This is a genomic window from Rhodococcus sp. MEB032 (assembly GCF_030208925.1).
GTDB classification, from domain to species: Bacteria; Actinomycetota; Actinomycetes; order Mycobacteriales; family Mycobacteriaceae; genus Rhodococcus_F; species Rhodococcus_F qingshengii.
Window position 1 is genome coordinate 393,762 of the sequence record NZ_JARVSY010000010.1, and the last position, 23,015, is coordinate 416,776.

General features: G+C 62.1%; 21 protein-coding genes. 6 read left to right on the forward strand and 15 right to left on the reverse strand.

Going from position 1 to position 23,015, the window contains the following annotated elements; genetic code table 11:
• Nucleotides 1-20: 20 nt before the first annotated feature.
• The 13 genes from QRN54_RS12110 to QRN54_RS12170 all read right to left on the reverse strand — a co-directional run bounded on the left by QRN54_RS12110 (nucleotide 21) and on the right by QRN54_RS12170 (nucleotide 12,812).
• Nucleotides 21-347 (reverse strand): YnfA family protein, encoded by a 327-nt coding sequence (locus QRN54_RS12110; protein ID WP_003940244.1) that lies wholly within the window; start codon nucleotides 345-347, stop codon nucleotides 21-23.
• 16 nt (nucleotides 348-363) lie between these two features.
• Nucleotides 364-1,449 carry an ABC transporter ATP-binding protein gene (locus QRN54_RS12115; protein WP_007731405.1) on the reverse strand — a complete coding sequence of 362 codons (1,086 nt, stop codon included), beginning with the start codon at nucleotides 1,447-1,449 and terminating at the stop codon, nucleotides 364-366.
• Between the two features lie 15 nt (nucleotides 1,450-1,464).
• Nucleotides 1,465-2,796, reverse strand: a complete 1,332-nt coding sequence (locus QRN54_RS12120) for an ABC transporter substrate-binding protein (protein ID WP_003940485.1) — start codon at nucleotides 2,794-2,796, stop codon at nucleotides 1,465-1,467.
• 37 nt (nucleotides 2,797-2,833) lie between these two features.
• A complete protein-coding gene (locus QRN54_RS12125; protein WP_285182069.1) occupies nucleotides 2,834-3,736 on the reverse strand; it encodes a carbohydrate ABC transporter permease in 903 nt (300 codons plus the stop codon).
• Nucleotides 3,733-4,707: a carbohydrate ABC transporter permease gene (locus tag QRN54_RS12130; RefSeq protein WP_172827032.1), complete on the reverse strand. Its 975-nt coding sequence runs from the start codon at nucleotides 4,705-4,707 to the stop codon at nucleotides 3,733-3,735. The genes QRN54_RS12125 and QRN54_RS12130 overlap by 4 nt, the downstream gene beginning before the upstream one ends.
• A 74-nt stretch (nucleotides 4,708-4,781) precedes the next feature.
• A complete protein-coding gene (locus tag QRN54_RS12135; protein ID WP_285182070.1) occupies nucleotides 4,782-5,705 on the reverse strand; it encodes a L,D-transpeptidase in 924 nt (307 codons plus the stop codon).
• A gap of 216 nt (nucleotides 5,706-5,921) precedes the next feature.
• A complete protein-coding gene (locus QRN54_RS12140; RefSeq protein ID WP_285182071.1) occupies nucleotides 5,922-7,604 on the reverse strand; it encodes an FAD-dependent oxidoreductase in 1,683 nt (560 codons plus the stop codon).
• 81 nt (nucleotides 7,605-7,685) lie between these two features.
• Nucleotides 7,686-8,567 carry a hypothetical protein gene (locus tag QRN54_RS12145; protein ID WP_285182072.1) on the reverse strand — a complete coding sequence of 294 codons (882 nt, stop codon included), beginning with the start codon at nucleotides 8,565-8,567 and terminating at the stop codon, nucleotides 7,686-7,688.
• Nucleotides 8,568-8,577: 10 nt separating this feature from the next.
• On the reverse strand, nucleotides 8,578-8,796 hold the full coding sequence (locus QRN54_RS12150) for a dodecin (RefSeq protein WP_003939815.1): 219 nt from the start codon (nucleotides 8,794-8,796) through the stop codon (nucleotides 8,578-8,580).
• A gap of 15 nt (nucleotides 8,797-8,811) precedes the next feature.
• Nucleotides 8,812-10,023, reverse strand: a complete 1,212-nt coding sequence (locus QRN54_RS12155; RefSeq protein WP_003940004.1) for a serine hydrolase domain-containing protein — start codon at nucleotides 10,021-10,023, stop codon at nucleotides 8,812-8,814.
• Between the two features lie 108 nt (nucleotides 10,024-10,131).
• Complete coding sequence (locus tag QRN54_RS12160) at nucleotides 10,132-10,647, reverse strand: DUF6764 family protein (protein ID WP_502944046.1); 516 nt, start codon at nucleotides 10,645-10,647, stop codon at nucleotides 10,132-10,134.
• A gap of 78 nt (nucleotides 10,648-10,725) precedes the next feature.
• Nucleotides 10,726-11,766 carry a non-homologous end-joining DNA ligase gene (ligD, locus tag QRN54_RS12165; protein WP_003940248.1) on the reverse strand — a complete coding sequence of 347 codons (1,041 nt, stop codon included), beginning with the start codon at nucleotides 11,764-11,766 and terminating at the stop codon, nucleotides 10,726-10,728.
• A complete protein-coding gene (locus QRN54_RS12170) occupies nucleotides 11,766-12,812 on the reverse strand; it encodes an ATP-dependent DNA ligase (protein WP_003940354.1) in 1,047 nt (348 codons plus the stop codon). The genes ligD and QRN54_RS12170 overlap by 1 nt, the downstream gene beginning before the upstream one ends.
• Nucleotides 12,813-12,921: 109 nt before the next feature.
• Here QRN54_RS12170 and lppU point away from each other — a divergent pair, with 109 nt between their 5' ends.
• On the forward strand, nucleotides 12,922-13,539 hold the full coding sequence (gene lppU / locus QRN54_RS12175; RefSeq protein ID WP_007731384.1) for an LppU family putative lipoprotein: 618 nt from the start codon (nucleotides 12,922-12,924) through the stop codon (nucleotides 13,537-13,539).
• 88 nt (nucleotides 13,540-13,627) lie between these two features.
• On the opposite strand, the gene QRN54_RS12180 is transcribed toward lppU, so the two are convergent.
• Nucleotides 13,628-14,779 (reverse strand): magnesium and cobalt transport protein CorA, encoded by a 1,152-nt coding sequence (locus QRN54_RS12180; protein WP_007731382.1) that lies wholly within the window; start codon nucleotides 14,777-14,779, stop codon nucleotides 13,628-13,630.
• A gap of 302 nt (nucleotides 14,780-15,081) precedes the next feature.
• Nucleotides 15,082-15,699 carry a TetR family transcriptional regulator gene (locus tag QRN54_RS12185; RefSeq protein WP_007731377.1) on the reverse strand — a complete coding sequence of 206 codons (618 nt, stop codon included), beginning with the start codon at nucleotides 15,697-15,699 and terminating at the stop codon, nucleotides 15,082-15,084.
• Nucleotides 15,700-15,799: 100 nt separating this feature from the next.
• On the opposite strand from QRN54_RS12185, the gene QRN54_RS12190 reads away from it, so the two are divergent.
• From QRN54_RS12190 to QRN54_RS12210, 5 genes are all read left to right on the forward strand, one after another.
• Nucleotides 15,800-16,714: an SDR family NAD(P)-dependent oxidoreductase gene (locus QRN54_RS12190; protein WP_007731375.1), complete on the forward strand. Its 915-nt coding sequence runs from the start codon at nucleotides 15,800-15,802 to the stop codon at nucleotides 16,712-16,714.
• Between the two features lie 49 nt (nucleotides 16,715-16,763).
• Nucleotides 16,764-18,365 (forward strand): PucR family transcriptional regulator, encoded by a 1,602-nt coding sequence (locus QRN54_RS12195; RefSeq protein ID WP_211920864.1) that lies wholly within the window; start codon nucleotides 16,764-16,766, stop codon nucleotides 18,363-18,365.
• A 145-nt stretch (nucleotides 18,366-18,510) separates the two neighbouring features.
• A complete protein-coding gene (locus QRN54_RS12200) occupies nucleotides 18,511-20,109 on the forward strand; it encodes an ABC transporter substrate-binding protein (protein ID WP_285182074.1) in 1,599 nt (532 codons plus the stop codon).
• Between the two features lie 227 nt (nucleotides 20,110-20,336).
• Nucleotides 20,337-21,938: an ABC transporter substrate-binding protein gene (locus QRN54_RS12205; RefSeq protein WP_285182075.1), complete on the forward strand. Its 1,602-nt coding sequence runs from the start codon at nucleotides 20,337-20,339 to the stop codon at nucleotides 21,936-21,938.
• Nucleotides 21,939-22,000: 62 nt separating this feature from the next.
• Nucleotides 22,001-23,014 carry an ABC transporter permease gene (locus QRN54_RS12210; RefSeq protein WP_003940249.1) on the forward strand — a complete coding sequence of 338 codons (1,014 nt, stop codon included), beginning with the start codon at nucleotides 22,001-22,003 and terminating at the stop codon, nucleotides 23,012-23,014.
• Nucleotide 23,015 lies beyond the last annotated feature (1 nt).

Below are 23,015 nucleotides of genomic sequence, written 5' to 3' on the forward strand. Positions count from 1 at the left end.
GCGCGCACGGGGCCGAAGGCCTACCGGGCGTACATGATCACCCCGACGCCGACCAGACAGATCAGCGCACCGGCGATGTCGAAACGATCCGGGCGGAATCCGTCCATCACCACCGCCCACAGCAGTGAACCTGCGACGAAGATCCCGCCGTACGCGGCGAGGATGCGCCCGAAGTTCGCATCGGGTTGCATGGTGGCGACCAGACCGTAGAGGCCGAGCGAGATGACGCCGAGCCCCACCCAGATCCATCCCTTGTGCTCGCGAATTCCCTGCCACACCAACCACGCGCCCCCGATTTCGAGCAGCGCGGCGAGTACGAACAGCAACAGCGAACGTGCGACGGTCATGCCGCACACAGTATCGCTACAGACGTACTCCGGTCTCCGCGGAAAAGAAGTACACCTCGCCGGCCTTGGGCAGCAGATGAAGCGACTCCCCCGGTGCCACCGACATCTTCCGGTCGACGCGAATGACGATTCGACCGGATCGGCTCTGCCACTGCGAATCCGGGGCACCCTTTGCATAGACGAACGATTCGGCTCCCAACTCTTCGAGCAGATCGGCATCCACGGCCAGCGAGCCCTTTCGCCACGCTCCCACCAGATCCCACGATTCCGGGCGCACTCCCACGACGACCCGCTCCCGCTCGGACGCCCCGGTGGGCAGCGGAATCCGCAGATCACCGAGCACTGCGACGGTACCCTCGACCGGCGCTTCGATCAGGTTCATGCCGGGCGATCCGATGAAGGCGGCCACAAAGGTGTTGACGGGGTTGTCGTAGAGTTCGCGCGGCTTCGCCACCTGCTGCAAGCGACCGTCCAGCATCACCGCCACTCGGTCCCCCATCGTCATCGCCTCGACCTGATCGTGGGTGACGTAGACCGTCGTGGTGCCGAGTCGACGCTGTAGGGCGGCGATCTGCGACCGTGTGCTGACGCGCAGTTTGGCGTCCAGATTACTGAGTGGTTCGTCCATGCAGAACACCTTGGGATGGCGAACGATGGCTCTACCCATGGCAACTCGCTGACGTTGCCCGCCCGACAGCTTTGCCGGTTTCCGTCCGAGCAAGGGTTCGAGTTCGAGCATCCGCGCGGCCTCGAGTACCCGCTCCCGGCGCTCCGTCTTTCCCACTCCGGCATTCTGGAGCGCGAAGCCCATGTTCTGCTCGACGGTCATGTTCGGGTACAGCGCGTAACTCTGAAACACCATGGCGACGTCACGTGCTCGCGGAGCGAGGTGCGTGACGTCCGTGCCGCCGATCTCGATCCGACCGTCCGACGCGGACTCGAGACCGGCGAGCATTCGCAGGCTGGTGGACTTACCGCAACCGGAAGGTCCTACGAGTACCAGGAACTCACCGTCGGCGATGTCGAGGTCGAGACGGTCGACTGCCGGTCGATCGGTTCCTTCGTAGCGGTGCGTGACTCCCGCGAATTGCACGTTGGCCATGAGTGTTCTCTCCTACTACTTCGGCAGCTTGGGGGTGATCTGCCGGTCGATGATCTGCTGCAACTGCGTGGCAACGCCGGCGAATGTCGATGCGACGTCGGCCTTCTGGAGAGCGATCTGCTCGAGTCCGGTGCCGATGATCTGATCCCCACCCGGGACGAACACGCGTGCGTAGTCCTGCGAGCGCGTACGCGAGAGCTGATCCACAGCGGTACGGGAGTTGGGGTTCGCGTCGAGGAACGCCTTCATGCTCGGCTCCGAGGTTGCCGACTTGCGGACCGGCATGTAGCCGACGTTCTGCGAGAAGTACGCCGTGTTCTCACCATTGGTGATGAAGTCGATGAATTTGAGCGCGTTCTTCTTACGCTGATCGGAGATCTTGGACGGGATGGCAAGCCCGGCACCGCCGGTGGGGCAACCGGGAGTTCCGTCCACTGCCGGGAGGAAAGCGGTGCCGAAGTCGAAGTTGGCAGTCTTCTTGATGCCGGACAGATCGCCCGTCGACGCGATGGTCGACGCCAGAATGCCGGTACCGAATTCGTTCGCGATGTCAGTGGAGACCGCGGCGTACTTCTTGTCGTGAATCATGCTGGAGAGGAACTGCCCTGCGGCAATGGTCTTCTCGTTGTCGAGCTGCAGATTCCACTGGTCGGAGTACGAGCCGCCGAACGTCCAGATTGGGCCTTCGTAGGTCCAGCCGAGGTAATCCTTCGCGTTGCCCCACCCGTGTGCCAACTTGCCGTTGCCCACGACCTTCTGCAGCTCGGGTCCCCACTCGTCGAACTCCTGCCATGTCGCCGGCCCACGGTCGGGAAGACCTGCCTGCGACCAGACCGCCTTGTTGTAGTAGAACAACGGCGTCGACCGCGCGTAGGGAAGCGCATAGTGCTTGCCCTGGAACAGGTAGTCGGCGAGCAGTGAATCGACGTAGTCGGCCGAGTCGACCCCCACCTCGGAGAAGAGTCCGTCAAGCGGCTCGATTGCCCCGGCCAGTGCATAGTTGAACCACCAGACATCGGACAGCACAACCACATCGGGCACATCTCCACCGGAGAGGGCAGCGTTGAACTTCTGTGCCACCTCTTCGTAGTTCTTGCCGCCGTCCACCAAGTTGACCTTCAGGTCCGGGTACTTGGTCTGGAAGCGGTTGATCAGTTCCTTCTCCACGTCGGTGGACTTACCCGGGTGGTTCGACCAGAAGGTGATGGTGTTGGAATCACCCGACGCACCGGATGTTCCCGCAGCATCAGCGCTCGACCCGCCGGATCCCGCGCACGCGGTCAGTGCGGCTCCGGCGGCGATTGCACCGCCGAGGCTCAAGAATCCGCGCCTGTTCATGTTTGCCATTACTGCTCCTCGAGAAAGAAATGTGACGGGAAAGCTGTCAGCCCTTGACCGCACCGGAGGTGAGGCCCTTGATCATGTGTCGTTGCAGCAGAAGGAAAATCACCAGGATCGGTAGCATCGTCAGCACCGTTCCTGCCATGACCGGACCCCAGTTGGTAAGTCCGTCGTTGTTCTGCAGTTGGGTCAATCCGATCGGCAGCGGCGCTACCGAGGAATCGTCGGACATGAGGAACGGCCACAGGTACTCGTTCCATTCGTTGACCACCGTGATGATGCCGAACGCCACCATCGTGGGTCCGGAAACGGGGAGCACCACGCGCCAGAGCAACCGCCAGTGGCCGGCTCCGTCCATCCGCGCCGCCTCGACGATCTCCGAAGGGATCGAGAGGAAGTGGTTGCGCATGAGGAACGTACCGAAGGCTACACCCGCGAGCGGAACTATGATGCCCTGGAACGTGTTACGCCAGCCCCACTCTGCCACGAGCGCGTAATTCGAGATCACGGTGATCTGGTTCGGAACCATCAATGCGGCGATGATTCCGAGAAAGACGAAGTTCTTCCCCGGGAAGCGCAGGAAAACAAGCCCATAGGCGCTGAGAGTCCCCAGAACGAACTTCGCCGCCGACAGAATCGTCGTGATCACTATCGAGTTCCGCAAGAACATCCAGAACGGGACCGATGTGGTTGCTTCCGAATAGTTTTCGGGATGCAGCGACGACGGCCACCACGTTGCCGGCTGCGTGTAGATCTCCGGGCGCTCCTTGAACGAGGTCATCACGATCCAGTAGAGCGGCAGGACGATGATGACCAACGCGATCACCATTGCCGCATAGCCGAGGATCTTCACACCGACCTCACGCCGGTCCACGCTCTTGCGGTCCGGCCCCGGCCTGACGACGGAAGTCGGAGCAGCGCTTTTCTTTTCCTCTACCGCTGTCATTTCTCTTCTCCCCGATCCATGGCACGAACCTGGTAGACGGTGATGATCAGCAGGATCAGGAACATGATGGTGGCAACCGTCGCACCGTAGCCCGCCCGGAAGTTTCGGAACGTCTCGTTGTACACCTGGTAGACCATCGTCGTCGTCCCCGTACCCAGCGGGCCACCACGGGTCATGACGTTGATGATGTCGAAGACCTGGAGCGAGTTGAGCATGACGGTGATGGAGAGGAAGAACGTCGTCGGGCGCAACTGAGGTAGGAGAACCCGGCGGAACTTGGTCCACGGCTTGGCACCGTCGATTTCGGCGGCTTCGTTCAACTCTTGCCGAACTCCTTGCAGCGCAGCGAGATAGATGACAAACGTGTAGCCGAGGTTCTTCCACATGTATGTCACCGTCACCATGAACAGCGCCCAGTGGGGGTCCTGATAGAAGTCGGGCGATTGGAGTCCGACGCGGTGCAGGAGATCCTGGATCAGACCGAAGTTGGGGTCGAAGACGAACTGAAACGCGACACCGATCGCTGCACCGGAGATGACGAACGGAGCGAAGATGGCCGACCGGACCAGGTTTCGCCCGACGAGCTTGCGATCGAGCAGCATGGCCAACGCCAAACCGATGACCATCGAACCCACCACTGTAACCAACGTGAATATCACTGTGTTGGTGACGATCTGCCAGGTGTCGCTTCGTCCGAACCACTCGCGGTAGTTGCTCAGCCCGATGAACGTCGCCTTCGGGTCCGCAATGTTCCAGTCGAAGAACGAAAGTCGGATGTTGTCCACCAGCGGGCGATAGGTGAACAAGATCAGCAACGCGAGATTGGGGCCGACCAAGAGCGCGAAGAGCGCGTAATCACGCCATGGTCTGCCCCACAGACCTGGCTTGCCTGAAGTGGGCAGCGTTCTTTCCGGACTCGATCTCACTGAGGCAGTCTGACCGCCCGCAACGAATGAATGGTGAACGTACAAGACACTCGAGCTGAACGCGACACGAAAAAGGCCCTGCGCGAATACTTCTCGCGCAGGGCCTTCCTCGTCGATGTCTAGCGGTTCCAGTCACCCAATCCGTCGGCGCCGCTGAGGACTCCACCTGCGGTGTTCTGCACGATCACCGGGTCGCCCTTGCCAGCGTTCTCGAAGAACCACTTGGCATCCTCGGTGCTGACATTGAGGCAGCCGTGGCTGACGTTGGTGAAACCCTGTTGCGCAACCGACCACGGAGCTGCATGGACGAAGATGCCACTGTAGGAAATTCGCGTCGCGTACTCGACGTAGGTGCGGTACCCCTCGGGAGAATCGATCGGAACGCCGTACGTGGACGAATCCATGTACATGTCGCGCAGCTGCTCGCCGACGATGTACGTGCCGTTCGGTGTTTCGTGGCCCGGCTTGCCGAACGACGTCGGCATGGTGCGCACGACCTCGCCGTTGCGGGTGACCGTGACCTGCTTGGTGTTGTCGTCCGCGACGGTGACGAGTGCGTCACCGATGTTGAACGTGGAGTGCGAATCACCGGCGTCGACGGTCACGGAGATGTTCGCCGGCCAGAACTGTGCCGGCTTCCAACGGACCTGGCTGTCGTTGATCCAGTAGAAGCTGCCATCGACCGGCGGATCGGTGGTCACGCGAATCGCGCGCTCGGCCGTCGCACGGTCGCCGACGGCCTCGTTGAAACGAATGATGATCGGCTGCGCGATGCCGACTGTCTCACCCGCGGACGGATTGAGCGACGGAGCGGAGAAGTTGGGGACGCCGATGGGCGCCTGGATCGGCGTACCCGGGATGCCCGGAACCGGAATTGCCGGATCGAGGTACGGAACGCCGGGAATGACGGGCAACGGAATGTCGGGTCCACCGGGAAAGAGCGGAACAGCCGCGGAGGGTCCGGCCAGAGCGAGGCCGGCGGCCACTGCTCCGACGATTGCCACGGCAACCCGTGACGTCCGACGACCCTTTTTGCTGCCCATGTCACTACCTTCGCTCGACTGACCACGTACTCACGTGGATCGTGCGCGGCCGGCATCGATACCCGCCTGGTACCGATGCCGATGCACCATTCGGACGCACCCGCTCGGAGCACACCTACACACCCGAGCACGCCGAAGAGAGCAAACCGCACATTTCCATAGTCATTAACACACAAAAGCGGCAATCGAGCAATTCGGATGTTCGCCCAAACGTTGCTATCCGTCGCTGCGGGCAGCCGCCAACATGGATTCGATGGAGATGAGTTTGGTTCGCGGTCGTCCGGTTGCGGCACCGGATGCGCGTTCTGCCTTGTCGATACGCTGCCAACCTTGATAGTCCACCTGATCCGGCGACCGGTCTGCCAACAAAACCTGCAACTTGTCGGCATCCTCGGTCGGGGTGGCGAGGCGCCCACCAGCGAAGTCGTCGAAGATCATCGACACGGTCTCGGCGGAGCAGTACTTGTTGGTGCCGATCACGCCAGTCGGTCCGCGCTTGATCCAACCCGCGACGTAGACACCCGGGATCGGCGTGCCGGTCTCGGTGTCGATTACTCTGCCGTTCTCGTTGGGGATCACGCCGCGAGCGTCGTCGAAGGGCAAGTCGGCCATCGGTGTGCCGCGGTATCCGACCGACCGAAGCACCAGTGAAGTGTCGATCGTCTCCTCGGTCTCGGTAGGCCGGGCGGAGAGCTGACCGGTCGGCTTTGCCACCAATTCGTTTTTCACGATCCTCACCTGTGAGACTGCACCGTCGCCGAGGACCTCGACGGGAGAGGTGAGGAACCGGAGAACGATCCGCTTGCGAGAAGGATCTGCGGTACGCGAAGCAAATTCCTGCGCCTGCTTGACCTTGAGCAGGACGGACGGCTCGGCGGCATCGCTTTCCACGAACGCCTGACTGGCCTCGTCGAGTTCGGCTTCGATCGGGTCGACGACTACGTCCACGTTCGCCATCTGTCCGAGCGCCAACAGTTCGGGATTGGTGTACGCGGCCTGCGCCGGCCCACGACGCCCGAGAATGACCACCTCACGAATCTTGCTGTTCCGCAGCGCTTCCAATGCATGCTCGGCGAGGTCCGTCTTCGCAAGCTGGTCAGGGTCGGTCACCAGGATGCGTGCGACGTCGAGTGCGACGTTGCCGTTTCCGACGATCACCGCTCGCTCGCCGGACAGATCGAAAGTCCGATCGGCATATCCCGGGTGGCCGTTGTACCAGGCGACGAACTCGGTGGCGGCGTGACTTCCCGGCAGATCCTCGCCCGGGATCTCGAGCTTGCGATCCCCGGCAGCGCCTACCGCGTAGATCACTGCGTGGTGATGGTCCAAGAGTTCCGAATGCGAGATGTGAGTGCCCACCTCGACGTTGAAGTGGCAGCGCACAGTCTTCTTCGCGACGACGGCGCGGAACTGATCGGTGACCCCCTTGGTTCCGGGATGGTCTGGCGCCACGCCGGCGCGCACCAAACCGTAGGGAGTGGGAAGTCGATCGAACATGTCGACCTCGACGCGAGGCTTGCCGGTCAGTTCCATCGCCGCGTAGCAGGCGGCCGGGCCGGAGCCGACGATCGCCACTTTCAGCGTTCCCAGTTCGGGATCGATCTTGGCCATCGTGATCGGCTCGGGCCAATCCGGGCCCATCGGATGCTTCTCGAAGTACGACGCATTCATCTGCAGGTACGGCGCGTCGTCCTCGTCGAGTTCGTTGTCCGGGAAGATCGCCTCGACCGGGCATTCGTCCACACACGCACCACAATCGATGCAGGTGTCGGGATCGATGTAGAGCATTTCGGTGGTCGCGAACGGGGCTTCGTCCGGTGTGGGGTGAATGCAATTGACCGGACACACGTCAACACACGAGGCGTCGTTGCAGCACGGCTGCGTGATCACATACGCCATGACATTCCCCTATCCCTGAAACACGAAGCTCGAACTGGTTCCCAGACTATAACGTGTTCCAATTTGGCGCGAGAATCGTTTTCAGATCACCCCATTGCGCTTCAGCAGCCACACCGCCTGCACGGTGGCGTGACCTCGCCATTCCAACGCCGCGACGGGCGAATAGCTGTCGAAATCCACCGCCCAACCGCCGTCGCCATGTTGTCGCGCAGCGAGCGCAGACAGTTCGGACTCGATCACTGATGCGTCGAACAACGCGCGGGTCGGGCCGCCGGGAAGCGGTGAGAAATCGAGGGGCCGCATGAATTCGCCCTCGGCTCCCCCGTCCACGTGAACCAAGCCGTCAGCCGGGACACGCGAACCAAGAGTGCTCACCAACGACGACGCTTCGGGACTGTTCCGGTGAACCGCGTCGAGAAACTGCAAGGCAAAGGCCAGCTCGAGGGCATGCAGAGAATCCGCCCCGTCGATCGCGTCGAGGCAATATCGAACGGCAGAGGCGAACCACGGATGTTCGGCGACGGCCTCGTCGAATTCGGCAACGCGAGCCGCTGCAGCACACACGATGCTGGTGATCTGCAACGACGGCGCAAACGGATCCGCATCCACCCAGAAGGGCGCACAACCGGCCGGGTCGGCGATCGGGAAGGCGAACGGCAAACCGCCGTCTGCCAGCGAATTGGTCTGCAACCAGTCGCACAGCTCGACGGCTCTGGGCGTCGGCGTTCCGATGTCGGCAAAGGCTTCGAAGGCGTGCAGCGCGCCGCCAGGTTGGCTCGATGCCGAGCGAAGATCCGGTTCGAGTCCCCAGCCGTACCCACCGTCCGGGTTGCGATAACTGTCCACAGCCGCCAATGCCGCGGTCCGGTCCCCCTGTCCGAGAATCAATTTCAGTCGATGCCGATCGAGAGTTCTGGCATGTCCCGCCATGAACCCGACGGCCGCCCTGAGATCAACACTCATGAACGACGACTCAAGATTCGTCGCCGTCGAGCCGGAAGCCGACCTTCAACGTGACCTGGAAATGCGCCACGGCGCCGTTCTCGATGTGACCGCGAGTTTCCACCACCTCGAACCATTCGAGGTTGCGCACCGTCTCGTTCGCCCGGGCGATGGCGGTGCGAATTGCCGCGTCACTGCTCTCGGTGGACGAGCCGACGATCTCGGTCACCCGGTACACGTTGCTGCTCATGGCATTCCCTTCGTGTCAGATTCGACGAACCAACTCCTGCGCCTCGGCGCCGAGCCTCGCAAGGCGAAGATCACCGAGAGCTGTCACAGCACTACCCAACCTGTTGGTGGTGAAACCGAGCGAGAGTCCGCTGGACAGGTCCGCATACGCGCCTGAACCGCCGACTCCGTAGTGGCCTATCGCATTCCGCGGCTGCCGCCGCGCGGCAATGATCGGCGGGTGGTAACCGAGAGTCCAGTTGGGCCGCACCGCCAGCACGTAATCCCGATCGCGAGTCTGGATGGTCGACATCTGGTCGATGGTCGATTCCTTCAGGAACCGCTTCCCGTCGATCACGCCGCCGTTCGCGATGGCGCCGTACATCTTCGCGAGAGCACGCGCGCTGAACACTCCGTTCCAGCCCGGCATGACGGCGTCGTGGACAGCCGGGTTGCGCACCATGACGTCGAAACCGTCCGGCATCGCGGCCTCCGCGAGTCCGCGAGTCGGACCGACGTGTGAGAGCACGGTCGACGCGAAGGCCCAGTTCAAGCCGGCAGGGTTGATATGTGGGAACAGCTTCGCGATCCGTGGACGCTCGGTTTCGGGTACGCGGTACCAGAATTCGTCGACTCCGAGGGGCTTCGCTATCTCCGCTTGTACGACGTCGATGAACGGCTGACCGGACACCCTGGCCACAAGTTCCGCTACCAACCAGCCGTAGGTCACAGCGTGATAGCCGGGGCCTCGAAGCCGACGCGGATCCGGTTTCTCGGCAGCCAGGGCGGCAACGACCGCGTCGTAGTCCATCAGGTCGAGAGGATGCGGCATCAAGCCGCGAACTCGGTGAAGGCCCGCGCGATGTGACATCAGTTCACGGACGGTGATCTTGTCCTTGCCGGCCGCCGCGAATTCAGGCCAGTACCGAGCAACCGGAGCGTCGTAGTCGATCAACCCACGTTCGGCGAGTCGGTGAACGACGGTGCTGGCGACGCCTTTGCCGGTCGAGAACGACAGCGACACCGTGTCGTGGTCCCAGCGCCGATCACGATCGGCATTGCCGGCCCAGATGTCGAGCACTTTCTCACCGCCCAGGTACACGACCAGCGCGCCGCCGCCTTGTTGCGGTTGGCGATACATCGCGAAAAAGCGGTCGGCCAAGGGAAGGAATCGCCGGTCCACGTACAGCTCGGTGCGCGAAGGCACCTCCACCCGGGCGAGCGAACCCCGTCGTGCACTGGGAGTCATCGCGTCCTCCGATCCCCGCTGATCAAGTTGCCCGGTCACCCGATCGGTGGCAGGAGCTTGACACCATTGTGACCACTGTCACGCAAGAGGCTCAGGGCCGGGGTGCCCTCACGGGGTGACCCACGTCGAAGCGCCGTCGCTGAAACATCCCTGACCTGTGGCGATATTGAAAACAAGGGTGGGACCACCTGAGCAGATCGCCCCGACGTCCGCGTCACCCACTGCCGCTCTGCCGCCAGGTCCGCTGAGCACCACGGCAAAGGGTGAGGAGTCGGTGCGACCGAGTGCGAGCGAACCCGGGCCGTACGCGACCGCGGCAAGTAACCCACCGCGCGACTCCGCCGCAGCAACGCCGCCGAAGAGGCCGAGGCCTGCCGACCTGCCGCCGTCTCGAGAATCCGCGACGCCGACGCCGTCGCCCTCGACGTGTGAAATCGCGTAACTGGAGGCATCTGCCACCGCTCGGCATGCGGATGACCCGTCGACGATCGTCTGATCTTGCCCGCGCGCCGAACAATCCAACGTCGCGGCTGACGCTGTTCCGCTACCGAGTGACAATCCGAAGGCGGCAAGAATCACACCGCCCGCCGCTAAGCTTGCTGCTCGCATTTTCCGGCGATCCATATCCAACCCCCACAGTGCATTCGACGTGACCGTACATTCGACGTCTGATCGAATTACCCGATATGTCCGCCTCTGACGCTACCCGTCTTTGTTCTTCCGATCGCGGTCCTTGCTCGGTTGAACACGTTTGGGTTCACCGGGCATTTTGGGATAGTTCGGCGGGTACGGCAGATCGCCCAGTCCTGCCGCCAGATCCTTCTCCCACATCTCCAACAGAACATCGAGGGCAAAGGCCTTGTCGTGCATGGCTTCCATCGGATCACCACGATCGGCGAGCAAGCCGGGAACCGTGGCGATGGTGCAGTCGTCTGGATGCACGTCGCGCAGTTCGTCCCAGGTCACCGGCGTCGACACAGTTGCGATCGGCGTCTTACGAGCGGAATACGCCGCCGCGATCGTCCGGTCACGGGCATTCTGATTGAAGTCGATGAAGATCCGTTCACCCCGCTCTTCCTTCCACCACGCGGTTGTGGCGCGATCGGCACTACGACGCTCGACTTCACGAGCAAGGGCGATACCCGCGTGACGGACCTCGACAAAATCCCAGCGCGCCTCGAGCGGGATGTAGACGTGAAGGCCTCGGCCACCGGACGTCTTGGGAAATCCTTCCAATCCCAACTCAGCGAGCAGAGGGCGAAGGACCTCGTCCGCGATGGCAACGGCCTCGTCGAACCCGGTCCCCGGTTGCGGATCGAGATCGATGCGCAGTTCGTCCGGGTGGTCGGTGTCCGGGCACCGCACGGCCCAGGGATGAAACGTGACAGTCCCGAGATTGGCGGCCCACACGATGTTCGCAGCACTTCGCACTCGAAGGACGTCGGCCTTGCGACCCGACGGGAACGTGACCTCGCAGGATTCGACGTGCTCGGGCCGTTTTGCCGGCAGCCGCTTCTGGTAAACCTCTTCGCCCTCGATGCCGTCGGGGAATCGCTGAAGATGCGTGGGCCGATCTTGGAGCGCCCGCAACGCTGCACCCTGCAGCGCCACCGTTCGGTAGTACTCGACAAGATGCCGTTTGGTTCCGCCGTCCTCACCCAACTGCGGATAGTAGATCTTGTCCGGGCTCGACAATCGGACCGCGATCCCGTCGACGTCCAGTTCCTCTGCCGGGCTCGCCATCACTTACCGCCTGCAAGAACATCCGCGAAGTCGTATCGCACCGGAACCTCCAACTGATCGAATGTGCATTCGTCGGGCACCCTGTCCGGACGCCAGCGCAGGAATCGTGCAGCGTGCCGAAAGCGTTCCCCTTCCATCTGGTCGTACGCCACTTCGAGCACCCGCTCAGGACGAAGCGGAATCCAGGAGCGGTCTGCGGCCGATCTCCACCGGCTGGCCTCTCCCTCGGCTACAACGTCGTCCCCGAGGCGCAAAGGTTCGAGTTCGGCCAACAACTCGATCCGCCGCGCCGCGGTGAAAGCAGAAGCGCCACCGACCATCTTCAATTCGGAACCGTCGTACAGACCAAGAAGCATCGACCCGATACCTGGCTGACTCTTGTGGGGACGGTAGCCCAGCAGTACGACATCCGCGGTCCTGGCGTGTTTCACCTTGATCATCTCGCGCTTGTTCGGCAGGTACGGTCCCGCCAGCTTCTTGGCGACAACCCCGTCGAGACCCGCGCCTTCGAAGGTTTCGAACCAGGCCATTGCTTCGGCGCTGTCGGCCGTCGCTGCCGTGACGTGGCAACTCGGCCCGCCACCGATGCAATCGAGGAGCAGCGCACGTCGGACCCCGAAGTCCTCGATCGAGACGTCGCGATCGCCGAGCGCCAGTAAATCGAACCCGACAAATTGCGCTGGCGTCTGTTCCGACAACAATGCGACGCGGCTCGCGGCGGGATGAATCCGCTCGGAGAGCGCTTCCCAACTCAGACGCGTCACACCGTCGATCTCACGGGGAACCACCAGTTCTCCGTCCACGACACATTTTTCGGGCAATTCAGACTTGACAGCTTCCACCGCTTCGGGAAAGTACCGCGCCAGGTCCTTTCCTCCTCGCGACCCGAGCACCACTTCGTCACCGTCACGAAAGATGATTGCTCGAAATCCGTCCCATTTCGGCTCGTACGACCACGTCGGGTCACCGGACTCGGGCTGAGGCGGCACAGTGGCCGCAGCCTTCGCGAGCATCGGGGCAAGCGGCGGCATCAGGGGTAGCTCCACCTACCCATACTGACAGTCCGGTTGGCAATTCGACTACCGATGTATTGGAATAGGTCCCGAACAATCCACGAACCAACAGAATTATCCAAGAATCAACAAAGGGGTCCTTATGTCCGGAATCGTCCGGCGACTTTGCACTGCGGTGATCGCAACTTCTGCAATCGCCGCCTTCACCGTCGGTTGCGGTTCCGACATCGAGCCGAAAGCCATTGCGGAATCATCTTCCTCGGTTGCCGATTCGACCACTACCTCCGCGGCCCCGACCACCTCGAAGATCACCGGCCAGGAGGGTTCGGACGACGGCGGCGACGTCGACATCGACGTGTCGATCGGTGATTGCGTCAAGCTCGGAGGCACCACGACGGCCGCAGAAATCGACAACGCGGACTGCGGTAGCAAGGATTCCAACTACAAGGTGGTCGCCAAGGTTCCCACCTCTGATCTGTGTGCCTCCGACGTCGACTCGTACTACTACGAGACCCTCGCGGGTGACGAGCAGGGCGCTGTCTGTCTCGACGTCGACTGGGTAGTCGGCGGATGCATGGACCTCGGCAGCGGAATGGACGAGCCCGCCCGCATCGAATGCTCGGATACCAGCGGCACCAATGTCGTCGAGGTCGTCGAAATCCTGCAGAACTCCACGTCGATCGACGAATGCGGTTCGGGGGCAGACTCGGGATTCGAGCACCCGGAACGTAAGTTCACGGTCTGCGTCGCAACGCTCTGATTCGAGCGCCCTCCCGAAAAACACCTGTGCGCCTTGCCAACCGATCTCGGTTGGCAAGGCGCACAGCGCTTTCTACAGCCGGCGCTTTCTACAGCCAGCCCCGACGCTTGAAGATCGTGTAGAGACTTCCACAGGTCAGGAACATCATCGAGAGCGCAAACGGATAGCCCAAGTGCCAGTGCAGTTCCGGCATGTCGTCGAAGTTCATCCCGTACACGGTTCCGATGAGCGTCGGCGCGAAGAGAATTGCCGCCCACGCCGAGACCTTCTTGATCTCCTCGTTCTGCGCGTAGCTTGCCTGCGTCAGATTGCGCATCTCCTCGTTCTGGTTCTGCGACACCAGAGTTGCGTTCACCGTGAGGATGTTTCCGAGCAACTGACGAAAGCCGTCGGCCCGCTCCACCACAGTCGTCGCATGGTCGGTGACGTCGCGCAGGTATCGCTGGAGTTCCTCGTCCGTGTGGTACTTGTCGAACCCTGCCGACAACCCACGCAGCATTCCCAGCAGCGGACGCGTCGCCCGCTGGAATTCGATCACCTCACGGGTCAGTTCGTAGATGCGACGCGAAACTCCGGGATCGCCACTGAATACTTCGGTTTCGATCTCGTCGATGTCGTTCTGCAGGCCGGCCACCACCGGGGCGTACCCGTCGACGACTGCGTCGAGAATGGCATAGAGAACGGCCTCGGTACCCAACCGCAACAGGTCAGGATCGTTCTCCATGCGAGTCCGCACCGCCGACAGATCCGGCGATTCACTGTGACGGACGGTCAGAATGAAGTTCGGACCACAGAAGATGTGCAACTCGCCGAATTCGACCCGCTCGGTCTCGTCGCGGTACCGCGCAGCACGCAGCACCACGAACAGTGTCTTGCCGTAGCGCTCGAGCTTGGGGCGCTGGTGCGCGACGATCGCATCCTCGACCGCCAGTTCGTGGAGGTCGAAATGTTGTGCAGCGGCATACAACTGGGCGTCGTCGGGCCGGTACATGCCGATCCACGCCATCGACTGCGAATCCGGAAGGCATGACAGTGCTTCCGCCAGCGTGGACGGTGACGCTATCCGCTCGCCGTCGCGGTACACGCCGCTGTTGACGACGGTCGATTCGACGGGCGCCACCGCCTCGGGCGGGGCAGCCTTGACGACGGTGCGTGCGGCACGCGAGTGTCCGGGATGTGAGTCACCGAGCCCCGCGGAACGACGCGGCAGTACCGAACGTGAACGACGAAATTCGCGCATGCTGAACAGCTTTCGAGGGAAGAGTGAACGACGACGCTTGCTTCACAGCAAAGCCGAAGCCGATGAACACACGATGAAGCTGCAGCAAAATACCGGATCAACCCGGGCGGCTACAGCTTCAGTTGGTACTCGGAGGTTGGCCACGCATTACAGCCACACCTCCTCTTCCCTGAATTCCTACGCAAGTCCGCGCACGACGCCAACATGCTACCCCGACTGTCAGAGCGGGACAAACCGAACGACAAGCCGCAGGACAGCACGAACCGGTCGGAGGAAACCCGCTCGACGAATGCAGCTTTCAGTCAGTTCGCAGCGCGCAATCCGCCGATCAACAGTTCGACGATCTGGTCCGCCAACGACTCCGTCTCCGCCAAAGTCTGCCCTTCACGCCTTCGGTACCAGAGGTCGATGCCGTTGAGACTGCTGAGGAGGACTTTTGCCGCCATTCGAGGTGAGCCCGCACGAATGGAACCATCCGCGACACCTTCGGTCATCACGTCGACGAACAGATTCTCGTAATCGAGTCGCAGCGAATTCAGTTCCACGAGGACTTGCTGTTGTCTCGGTTTGAGCGCGGAGTTCATCTGGCCCCGGACGCCTTGGTGGATCGTGTGGTGGTACCCGAGATGTGTCATGAGATTGACCAGGTGGGCGTGCGACATCGCTTCGAGACGCGCGAGGCCGCTTTCTGCCCCGCCCATCCGAGACTCGACCTCAGCGCGGAGCAGGCTCATCCCGCGCTCGTAGATTGCCAGGTAGATGTCGAACTTCGAACGAAAGTGGTAGTAGACAAGACCTTTGGTGGCGCCGATTCGATCGGCCAGTAAATCTACAGTCGTGGCCGCGTAACCGTCTTCGGCAAAGGCGTCGGCGGCGCTGGTGATGATCGCGGATCGCACGTCCGGAAGATCACTACTCATTCGACTTCCACTCCCATTCACACTGCCTGCCGGCCCTTGACTGTTTCCACGCCATCGCATAGTAATACTGAGTAGTATCCCAGATCAGAGAGGTTTTCCAATGTCGTTGGATTTTTCCGGCAAGGTAGCGATCATCACGGGCGCAGGCGGCGGACTCGGCCGTTCACACGCATTGGCCCTCGCCGCACGCGGCGCACGCGTCGTCGTCAACGACATGGGTGGCTCGGTCAACGGCAGTGGCGGCGCTGATACCGCAGCAGCCAAAGTAGTGGCGGAAATCGTCGAGCTGGGCGGCGAGGCCATCGCGGACCACTGCGACATCACCGACGTCGACGCCGTTGCCGCCATGGTCGCGACGGCCGTGGACAAGTGGGGCCGCGTGGACATCCTGATCAACAACGCCGGAATCCTGCGCGACAAGTCGTTCATCAAGGCCGAGCTCGACGACTTCCGCAAAGTCATCGACGTGCATCTGATGGGTTCCGTCATCTGTTCCAAGGCAGTCTGGCCGCACATGGTCGAACAGAACTACGGACGCATCCTCATGACTACGTCAGCATCGGGAATTTACGGCAACTTCGGCCAGGCGAACTACGGCGCCGCGAAGTCCGGCGTCGTCGGCCTGATGAACGTTCTCGCCATCGAGGGCGAACGCAAGGGCATCCGCGTCAACTCGCTGGCCCCGACCGCCGCGACCCGCATGACCGAAGACCTCCTCGACGAGAAGACTCTCGCTCTGCTTGCACCCGAATCGATTTCACCCGGCGCACTGTTCATGGTCTCCGATGACGCACCGACGAAGACCATCCTCAGCGCCGGCGCCGGCGTCTTCGCGATCGCTCGCATGGAAGAGTCGCAGGGCGTCTACATCCCCGAAGGCGCACTCTCGCCCGAGGTCGTCGCCGAACGGTGGTCCGAGATCAGTGACATGACCGATTCCGTCCAGGTGCCCGCGGCGTTCGATCAGACCCGCCGGTTCGTCGAGAAGGCCGTGGCGGAGCAGCCCAGCAACTGAGCAGGGCAACCAGACAACTGATCGACCCCGCTCCCCCTAAGGTGTGGTGGTGACCACACCTACGGGAGTATCGATCGTCGACATCGTCGACAGACTGGGAATGACGTTCCTCAGCGGTGGCGACACCGTCGACGGCGCCCGCACTGTCAGCCGCGTGACCCTGCACGAAGGGTCCGAAGCTACCCAGGACAGTGCGGGCGCCGTCGTACTCGGCGCAGGTCTCGCAGGTTCGGCCGATATCGCAACGGCGGTAAGAGAATACGGCTCGGCAGGTGCGGTAGCGCTGATCGTCAAAGAGCCCCTGGACTTCGACGGCCTCGTCGAGAAAGCGGTGGCCGACACCGACGTCGCACTCCTCGGAATGGTCAAGGATGCAAGCTGGCTGCAAAGCGCGTCGTTGATCAACGAGATCCTCGAATCCGGCAACAACGGGGACCGCACGTCGGCCGCCGACGCCGACCTGTTCGATCTTGCCAACTCGATCGCTCAGGTATTGAACGGCCCGGTCACCATCGAGAATCAGTCGAGCCGGATCCTCGCGTTCTCGGCGGATCAAGCCTTCGGCGACGAGGCACGTAAGCAGAGTGTCCTCGGACATCAAGTGCCGCAGCACTATTCCGATCGGCTCAGGTCAATGGGGTATTTCAACAAGATCTACGGCTCTACCCTGCCGGTATTTCTACCGGGTATCGGGCCGGGCATCAGGCCCCGCGTCGGCATGCGAATACATGCGGCATCGCAGATCCTCGGTTCGATCTGGGTGATCTTGGACGAGGAGCCGAACGAATTACAGGTCAAAACGCTCGTCGAGGCTGCGGGCGTGGCCGCCATGAGTTTGCTTCGCGCCAAACTGGCCGCGGATTCGGCACGACGACTGAGGTTGGGCGAGGTGATCACGTTACTGAGTGGCGGCACTTCAGCGAAGGAAGCGGCCGAGCGACTGGGCTACGGCCGTTCGAAAGCAAACGTGCTTGCGGCCGGCTTCCGTAGCGGCGCCGGTGCATCGTTGGAGGCCGAAGCCGACGTCGATCAACTGGCCCTGACACTCAATACCTATCTCGACCAAGTATTTCCGCTGTCGGTGGCGGCAGCGATCGGCGGCACCGTCTACGCCGTCATCCCACACACCCGGCATCAGACCGACGACGACTACGTGCGTCGGATCGCGTCGGAGTTTGCAGACCGTTCCCGTTCGGAAAAGTCGGTGGTCATCGGAATCGGTGCGACAGTGGCCGACGTGATGACGCTGGAGAAGTCACGCGACGAAGCCGACCGAGCACTTCGCGTTCTGAGGTCGACGTGGAATTCTTCGGGCCGGACCGTCGCGTGCGCCGACGACGTGCAGATCAATTCCCTACTTCTGCGCCTCTCCGACGCCCTGGCGGACGAGAACGAGACCGCATCGGGTCCGCTCGCGGTGCTGCGTGAGTACGACCGCAGTCACGACATCAACCTTGTCGACACTCTCCGTGCCTGGCTCGACACGTTCGGCGACATTCCGGCTGCTGCGTCCTTGGTTCACATCCACGTCAACACGTTCCGGTACCGCCTCAAGAAGCTTGCCGGGATTGCCGGCATCGATCTCGATGATCCGGAAACTCGATTCAGCCTGATGCTCCAGCTTCGTCTCTTCCATCCGACAATGTTGTAGCGATCTACCAAGTCTCACGAAACATTCGTAAATCCGGACGATGTTCTCGTTCTTTTGTTGGGTGAAGATTCAAGCAATCGTCTTTTGCTCCTGACCCGACAGACCTCGCGTCGTTCGGGTCGGGACTTCATCTCCCGGAGGCACCATGAAACAACGGTCCTACGCACTACTGGCCGCGGCAACCGGCACTGTCCTTGCCCTGACCGCATGCTCGTCGGGTGGATCATCAGGTTCGGGTGGGAGTGAGCCGCTCACCGACGGCACCTTCAAGTTTGCACTCGTGGCCGACCCCGGCGCTCTGAATCCGCTGATGACTGCCGCTTCACCGGCACACGCACTGGCACGTCTGAGCTATGACTATCTGCTCAACCCAGATCCCGATACCGGCGTCACCAAGCCGTGGCTCGCCGAAAAATGGGAAGAGACAACTACTTCCGCGTCGTTCACCATTCGCGACGGCGTCACCTGTACCGACGGATCCGCCCTGACTGCTCAGACTGTCGCAGACACCGTCAACTTCATCACGAACGCCGCAAACAAATCCGCTCTCCGCGGGGTGTACGCACCGGCAACTGCAACTGCCACCGCCGACCTGGCAACACGGACAGTGACTGTTACGACTCCGGAGCCCTCGCCCTTCCTGCTCCTCAATCTGGCGCGGATTCCGATCATGTGCGAGGCAGGGTTGAAGGATCCGACGGCGGCGAACAAAACGACCATCGGATCGGGCATGTTCCAGATGACCGAGGCCGTGGCGAACGATCACTACTCCTACGTCCGGCGCGACGGATACAACTGGGGACCTGACGACACCACCTCCGACACCGCCGGAGTGCCCAAGAATGTCGTCGCGTCCATCGTGACCAATACGAGTACGTCTGCGAATCAGCTGTTGTCCGGTGATCTGAATGCCGCCGCCGTCTCCGGCGCCGATCAGGACCGATTGAATGCCGCGAATCTGAACACGGTCAAGCAGCCGGCTCCGGCGGGCGAGATGTTCTTCAATCACAGCCCGGGTAATCCGACGAGCGATCCAGCCGTACGCAAGGCGCTGGTCCAGGCGCTCAATCTCGACGACCTCGCCGAGATCTTCACCGCCGGCCGCGGAACCCGGTCTACCACGATGGTGTCCATCGAACCGCGGGCCTGCATCTACGACTCTGTCGCCGGAAACCTGCCGGCCTTCGATCCCAGCGCAGCCGCAGAAACTCTCGAATCAGCGGGCTGGAAAATCGGTGCCGACGGTAAGCGCAGCAAGGACGGCACACCGCTCCGACTTCGGATGGTCTACGAAACGTTCGGTGACTCGACCGATGCTGCCGCCGACGTCGCACTCAACGCGTGGAACAATCTGGGCGCAACTGTCGAACTCACCAGCGGAGACTCGAACAAGATCCTCGATGTAGCACTCAGCGGCAAGGACAACACCGCGTGGGATGTTGCGTGGGAGCCGATCAACGTCGCGCTGCCCAGCATGCTCGTACCCTTCCTCTCCGGTCCGGTGCCAGCTGCGGGACTCAATTTCTCGTCGATCTCCAACCCGGCCTACGACGCAGCCGTCGCCAAGGCTTCGGGACTGACCGGCGAGGATGCTTGTGCCGCTTGGGCAGACGCCGAATCAGAGATCATCAAAGCAAACTCCGCGGTACCTTTTGCCGACAAGATCACGACTCTCTACTTCAACAATGCGGGTCTTGCATTCGGCCGTAATTTCACCGGTTCGGCCCTGCGCCTGTACCAGTAGACCGCCGGTAGCGACCGGGGAAATCGTCGTGTTTCGCCGGTCGCTGTCGGTATACGGACAGGTATTCACTGATCCTGACGGTTTTCGTGGGAGCGGACGAAAATCGACCCGATTTTCGTGAGGATCGACAGAGATGCGCGTCACGTCATGCGCCAAGATTTAGCAGTCAACACTCAACCGCGCCCTCACGTTTTTCGCTCGGGCCCCTGCTCCATCACGGAGGCACCATGAAACACCGCTTCTATCCAACACTTGCGGCAGCCGCAGGGCTCACGCTTGTGTTGTCTGCTTGTGGCTCGGGAGGCACGTCCTCGGGCGCCAGTGGCGGTGAACCGGCCACCGACGGGACCTTCCGTTTCGCCCTGCAGGCCGATCCGGGTGCTCTCAACCCGATCATGTCGGCCGCCTCGGCGACCGCCGAGTTGTCGCGTTTGGCGTACGACTACCTGATCTACCAGGATCCCGATACCAGTGAAGTCGGACCGTGGTTGGCGGAGAAGTGGGAGGAGACCCCGACCTCGGCGTCCTTCACCATCCGTGACGGGGTGACCTGTACCGACGGATCGACGCTGACACCGCAGACCGTCGCGGACAACATCAACTTCGTGGCCAACCCGGACAACGGTTCACAGTTGCGCGGGTCCTCCGTGCCGACCGGCGCCACTGCGACTGCCGATCCGGCAACGCGCACTGTCACGGTGACCACTCCGGCGCCGAGCCCGTTCCTTCTTCTCAACGTCGGTCGCCTGCCGATCCTGTGCGAGGCCGGATTGAAAGATCCGACAGCGTCGAACAAGAAGTCGCTCGGCACCGGCATGTTCGAAGTCACCGAAGTTGCCGCCAACGACCACTACACGTTCCAGCGTCGCGAGGGCTACAACTGGGGCCCCGACGGCACGACCTCCGACACCCCGGGCGTCCCCAAGACGGTCGTCGCCGCCATGTCGCCGAACGTGAGCACCGCCACAAATCAGCTGCTCTCGGGTGAACTCAACGCAGCTCCGATCGCCGGTCCGGACAAGGACCGCGTCGCGGCAGCCAATCTGGACTCCGTCGGTCGGCCTCTGCCGGCAGGCCAGATGTACTTCAACCAGATCGCGAGTAATCCCACCAGCGATCCCGCAGTGCGCAAGGCCCTGATCCAAGCGGTCGATCTCGACGACCTCACTCAGGTCATCACCGCCGGACACGGGGTCCGGGCAACCAGCCTCGTCGCCGTCGAACCGCGCGCCTGCGTTTACGACTCTGTCGCAGGCAACATTCCGGACTTCGACCTCACTGCCGCCAAGGCAACACTGGACGGCGCTGGTTGGACCGCCGGCGCTGACGGCAAGCGAAGCAAGGATGGCAAGCCGCTCAATCTCCGCCTCGTGTACGACGGCACCGACGATCCGCGCAACGCGGCGGCCGAACTTGCTCAGTCGGCGTGGTCCGAACTCGGCGCAAACGTCGAGGTGACCGGGGGCGACTCGAACAAGATCATCGACGTCATTCTGAGCGGCAAGGACAACTCTGCCTGGGACATCGCCTGGGTCCAGGTCAACTCCTCGCTGCCCAGCACCTTCACTGCGTACTTTGCCGGGCCGGTTCCCGCAGCAGGCAAGAACTTCGGATCGGTCAGCAACCCCGCCTACGAAGCAGCAGCCACCAAGGCTTCCGGTCTGACCGGTAGCGACGCTTGTGACGCCTGGGCCGACGCCGAGTCGGAGCTCACCAAGACGATCGCGGCCGTGCCCTTCGCAGACTCCGTCATGAACGTGTACTTCAACAAGGCCGGACTCTCATTCGGCAAGTCGCTCAACGGTTCTGCGCTGCGTCTCTACCAGTAGGCCGTCCGCCCACTCTGAAATATCTTCCCGCCCCAGCATCCCGCCCTCCGGAAAGACAGCCCATGAGTCAAACTATTGAAGCCGCGAAACCAGAAGCGGCGCCTCAGGCTCGAGCAAAGTGGCTCGAGTCCGACAGCTGGCCCGCATATCTTCTGCGTCGTTTCGGCACCTTCGTGATTTCACTCTGGGCGCTGGTGACTGCGGCGTTCCTGATGCTCCAACTGATTCCGGGAGACCCGGTTCGGTTGGCACTGGGAATGAACGCACCGGTCGAACTGGTCGAGACAACGAGGTCTCAGCTCGGTTACGACCTTCCCTTGTGGCAGCAGTACTTCCGATTCGTCGGCGGGTTGCTGAGCGGGAATCCCGGTGACTCGATCACCTTGAGGACTCCGGTCTTCGAGGTGATCGCGTCCCGCCTACCGGCAACACTCGAACTGGCTGTACTCACAGTCGTCACGGTGCTGCTAGTGGGCATTCCGATCGGCCTCATCTTTGCTGCACTGACCCGCAACGGTCGACGACGCGGAGTCGAGATCGGTTACACCGCAACGTCGGGCACCATCGCCGTGATCCCCGAGTTCATGTTCGGTACGGCGCTGGTCTACCTCTTTGCCGTCACGTTCCCTGTTCTGCCCGTCGCCGGCCGAGGTGGACCGGAAAGCTACATCCTCCCGGTCGCGGCCATGTCGATCGGTGCCATCGCCTCGATGTCGCGCATCGTCCGTGCAGAGGCGCTCGGCGTGTTGGACATGGACTACATCCGTACGGCGCGCGCCAAGCGAATGCCCGTGGCACGAATCTACTTCCGTCATGCAATGCCCAACCTCATGACGTCGACGCTGACGCTCGCCGGACTCCTCCTGGGTGGTCTGATTGCCGGCACCGTGCTCATCGAGAGCATCTTCGCCTGGCCCGGCATGGGCATGGCGCTGGTCAAGTCCATCACCGAGAAGGACTACCCGCTCGCCCAGACACTGGTCGTGATCTACGGCGCCATCGTCCTTCTCATCAATTTCATCGTCGACGTGGTGCTCGCTCTCATCGACCCACGATCCACAATTCGGGAGAACTGAG